The organism is Candidatus Magnetobacterium casense, from assembly GCF_019173545.1.
Lineage (GTDB): Bacteria > Nitrospirota > Thermodesulfovibrionia > Thermodesulfovibrionales > Magnetobacteriaceae > Magnetobacterium > Magnetobacterium cryptolimnobacter.
Map to the genome: position 1 here is coordinate 1 of NZ_JABXWD010000294.1, position 4,417 is coordinate 4,417.

Genomic DNA, 4,417 nt, shown 5'->3' on the forward strand with positions numbered 1-4,417 from the left:
AAATTTGGATATGTAAGGAATAAGACATAGAATCATCGCAAAAAAAACTGTCATGGACGGTGAGGGGGAGTTTTGTGTCTTAACTCAATAAGATTTTCACGGTAAAGGTGTGCAGTTCGATGGCATCAACATCAAGAGCCTATTGGAAACCAAACACCGCCTACTTGTGCAACGCGGCGCAATTGACGACTAACCGTTGCCTCCCCATTTGCCGAAGGCAGGCAACGGATGAAGGGTCGATACGACCCTTCATCCTTCCCCCCCGACCTCTACCCACCCTCCAACTCAACCACCAAGCCTCCGCATAATGGGGTCAAGGGGACTGGTCCCCTTGCGGGGGGTTCTGAAGGGGGGCAGAGCCGCCCCTTTTTTTCTTTGCCTTTGTTTTCTCTTCTTCCTATTCGCCCATCGCCATTTCTACCTTTGAGAACACCATCGCGGCGCGTTCGTAATCTACCCTGACGGTGTCGCCCTGAGCAATTGAGCCATCCAGTATCTTTAGCGCCAGGGGATTGAGGATTTCACTCTGAAGCACACGCCGCAACGGCCTGGCACCGTAGACGGGGTCGTAACCGGACTCCGCAATCACCTCCTTGACACGGTCGGTCAACAGGATGTCTATCTGCTTGCCCTTGAGATACTTGCGCATACGGTACAACTGGATGTCAACTATGCGCTTTAAGAGGTCCTTGCTCAACGCATTGAAGATTATTATATCATCCACACGGTTGAGAAACTCCGGTCTGAAAAACCCCCGCAACGCCTCCATCACCTTGTTGGCCATCGTGCCGGCATTCACTCCCTGCTGATAGGCCTCATGCACACGATGACGGTCCTGCAAAAACTCCTGAATATACTCACTGCCTATGTTTGAGGTCATGACAATCACCGAGTTCCTGAAATCCACCGTCCTGCCATGCCCGTCCGTGAGACGACCATCATCGAGGAGCTGCAACATCACGTTGAAGACCTCCTGGTGCGCCTTCTCCACCTCGTCAAAGAGTATGACCGAGTATGGCCGCCGCCTGACCGCCTCCGTAAGCTGTCCACCCTCATCGTATCCGACATAACCGGGCGGAGAACCTATCAATCGCGATACCGTGTGCTTCTCCTGGTACTCCGACATGTCAATGCGCAACAGGGCAGCCTCATCGTCAAAGAGAAACTCCGCCAACGCCTTGGCCAGTTCGGTCTTGCCCACACCAGTCGGACCCAGAAATATAAACGAACCAATCGGACGATTGGGGTCCTGTATCCCCGCCCGCGCCCGCCTGATGGCATTTGAAACCTTCTCAATGGCCTCGTTCTGACCTATCACTCGCAACCTCAGACGGTCCTCCATCTGCAGGAGCTTGTCTATTTCGGTCTCAAGCATCTTTGAAACCGGAATGCCAGTCCACTTTGCCACCACACTGGCAATGTCCTCCTCAGTCACGGCATCGGTCAGCATCTTGCCGCCGGCCTGGAGCACCTTGAGCTTCTGATTCTCAGCCTCCAGCGCCCTGTTTAGCTCAATCAGCCTGCCGTACCTCAACTCCGCAGCCTTACCCAGAAGCCCTTGGCGTTCGGCATTTTCGGACTCAGTCCTGGTGGCTTCGATGTCCTCATTTATCTTGCGGATGTTGGCAATCAGCTCCTTTTCACCCTTCCAGCGCACCATCAGCAGGGAATGCCCCTCGGATAACTCAGCCATCTCCTTCTCTATCTTCTGCCGCTGCGCCTCCGCCTCCGTCGAAGTGTCCCTGAGCAATGCCTGCCGTTCGATCTCCAGTTGCCGTAACCTCCTCTGCATCTCATCAATCTCTACGGGCATACTGTCAATGGCCATCCTCAGACGTGCCGCAGCCTCGTCAATGAGGTCGATGGCCTTATCCGGCAAAAACCGGTCGGTTATATAACGATGCGACAACGTGGCCGCCGCTATTAAGGCCGAATCCTTGAACTTGATCCCGTGATGTATTTCATAACGCTCTTTCAACCCCCTCAGTATGGAGATGGTATCCTCAACGCCCGGTTCTTTTATGTAAACAGGCTGGAAACGCCTCTCCAGCGCTGCGTCTTTTTCGATATACTTCCTGTATTCATTGAGGGTTGTGGCGCCCACACACCTCAACTCGCCCCTTGCCAGTGAGGGCTTGAGCATGTTTGAGGCATCCATCGCCCCCTCTGCCGCCCCCGCTCCCACGAGGGTGTGCAGCTCGTCTATGAACAGGATGATATTGCCCTGTGCAGCCTCTATCTCCTTTAGCACGGCCTTGATCCGCTCCTCAAACTCACCCCTGAACTTGGTGCCCGCCAGGAGGAATCCAAGGTCGAGGGCAATAACCCGTTTGTTCTTGAGTGATTCCGGTACGTCGCTATCAACGATGCGCTGTGCAAGGCCCTCGGCTATGGCCGTCTTACCAACCCCCGGCTCACCGATGATGACCGGATTGTTCTTGGTTCTGCGCGCAAGTACCTGTATTATGCGCCTGATCTCCTCGTCCCTGCCAATAACGGGGTCGAGTTTGCCCTTGCGTGCGAGGTCGGTAAGGTCGCGGCTGTACTTTTTAAGCGCCTGGAACTTGTCCTCGGGGGTCTGGTCAGTGACGTTCTGACTGCCCCGGACATCCTGCATGGCCTTCATAAACGTATCCCTGGTTATGTTGTGCCGATCAAGGAGTCGTCCGCCTCCCTTGATTATCACGCCAAGCATCAGCAACTCCACGCTGACGTACTCATCCCCCAGGTAACCGGCCTGCTTAAATGCCTCCTCCAGGCAATCCCTGATCGCCGCAGAAAGATACATCTGCGCCATCGCCGTAGCGCCAACCACCGAAGGAAACTTGTCGATCTCCTTTTCGACATCCTTTCTCAGGGCGTTGGTATTAACCCCAAGCTTTTTCAGTATCTGTATGACCGTTCCATTGCCATCAGTCAACAGCGCAGCAATCAGATGCTCTGGCTGCATCTCCTGATTTCCCTTACGTTCGGCAATCATCTGAGCCTCACGCATGGCCTCCTGACTCTTTATTGTCAACTTCTCTATTTTCATGCAGTCTCCTTAAAAATCCTCATAAGACGTGACCTGACATCCTCCCGAGTTTCTTCTTCGAGATATGGCAGGACGTCCTCCAGTTGCGAGTTGAGGGCATCAATAATCCCCCTCATACGCAGTATTATCTCCACGCCGGCCTTGTTGACACCCAGGTCCCTGGTCAGTTGGATGATCATGTCGAGCCTCTCTATGTCCTCTTCCGAGTACTTGCGTTGCCTGTTGTAGCGCTTGGGACATACAAACCCCTCGCGCTCGTAGAGCCTCAGGGTCTGTGGATGAACCCCCAGCATCTCAGCAACCACGCTGATAACGTACAAAGGCTGATCCTTGTCCTTTTTGACCATCATTATTCTCTAACCATCCCTTTTCGCGGGTCGTCGGCATAGAGATTGCCAAGCCTCCTTACCGTGTCCTTCTCTATGGGACTGAGGTCAACTGGGACAACAATCCGTATCTCAATGTACAAATCGCCCTTATCGCCACTTGGGGCAGGCATTCCCTTGCCCTTGAGCTTGAATACCTTGCCGCTGTGTGTGCCATCCGGAAGGGTCATTATGGAGGAGCCATCCAGCGACGGAACCTCTATTTTGGCACCTAAGACTGCCTCAGGGAAGGTTACCGGTATGGCGGCGTGCAGGTCATTGCCCTTGCGGGTAAAAACCTCATGTGGAGTCACCGTTATGTCTATGACGATATCCCCGGTCTTGCCGCTGTAGCCTCCGTTGTCGGCCTTGTTCTTGAGCCTCACCTTAGAGCCGGTGTCAACCCCTGCGGGTATCTTTACCTTCATTGTTTCCGTTGTTGGCACCACGCCGGCGCCATTACAGGTCGTGCATGTCTTGGATAGCCTTCTGCCGGAGCCATAGCACTGCTTGCACTGGACGTCGCGTCTTATGTCCATAGGCTTTGTGACGCCTTCATAGGCCTCCTGCAGTGTCAGGGTCAACTCAACAACCACGTCCTTGCCCTTGGCACTGCCGGCGGTACTGGTACGACCAGCGCCTGGCCTTGAGCCAAGGTTAAAAAATTCAGAAAACAGGTCGCCAAAGTTGTTCAGATCGAAGTTGTTTGTATAGCGTCGGTCCGCAAAGCCATCAAAACCGGAGTCTGAGGCAAAGGCCGACCTCACAGGGTTGTCATACTCGGCACGCTTCTTTGGGTCTCCCAGGGTGTCGTAGGCCTCGTTTATCTCCTTGAACTTTGCCTCGGCCCACGGACTTCCGGGGTTGAGGTCAGGGTGGTACTTTCTGGCCAGCTTCCGGTAGGCCTTCTTTATCTCTTCCTGAGTGGCCGACTTGCCCACTTCTAGTGTGCTGTAGTAGTTCTTTATATCCGTTGCCATATTTACCTCGTTTCGATATCTTTATTTATTCTTTATTA

General features: G+C 53.7%; 3 protein-coding genes. All 3 read right to left on the bottom strand.

Features of this window, described 5'->3' with window-relative positions:
• Nucleotides 1-397: 397 nt before the first annotated feature.
• From clpB to HWQ67_RS13570, 3 genes are read right to left on the bottom strand one after another with little or no spacing between them, the layout of a single operon-like run.
• Nucleotides 398-3,034, bottom strand: a complete 2,637-nt coding sequence (gene clpB / locus HWQ67_RS13560) for an ATP-dependent chaperone ClpB (protein WP_218253225.1) — start codon at nt 3,032-3,034, stop codon at nt 398-400.
• Complete coding sequence (locus HWQ67_RS13565; RefSeq protein WP_218253226.1) at nt 3,031-3,384, bottom strand: MerR family transcriptional regulator; 354 nt, start codon at nt 3,382-3,384, stop codon at nt 3,031-3,033. The genes clpB and HWQ67_RS13565 overlap by 4 nt, the downstream gene beginning before the upstream one ends.
• Nucleotides 3,384-4,379, bottom strand: coding sequence for a DnaJ C-terminal domain-containing protein (locus HWQ67_RS13570; protein WP_218253227.1), 996 nt, complete (start codon nt 4,377-4,379; stop codon nt 3,384-3,386). The genes HWQ67_RS13565 and HWQ67_RS13570 overlap by 1 nt, the downstream gene beginning before the upstream one ends.
• Nucleotides 4,380-4,417: the final 38 nt, after the last annotated feature.

Coding starts and splice junctions, on each gene's coding strand:
- clpB (WP_218253225.1), bottom strand. CDS start 3,034: ATGAAAATAGAGAAGTTGACAATAAAGAGTCAGGAGGCCATGCGTGAG.
- HWQ67_RS13565 (WP_218253226.1), bottom strand. CDS start 3,384: ATGATGGTCAAAAAGGACAAGGATCAGCCTTTGTACGTTATCAGCGTG.
- HWQ67_RS13570 (WP_218253227.1), bottom strand. CDS start 4,379: ATGGCAACGGATATAAAGAACTACTACAGCACACTAGAAGTGGGCAAG.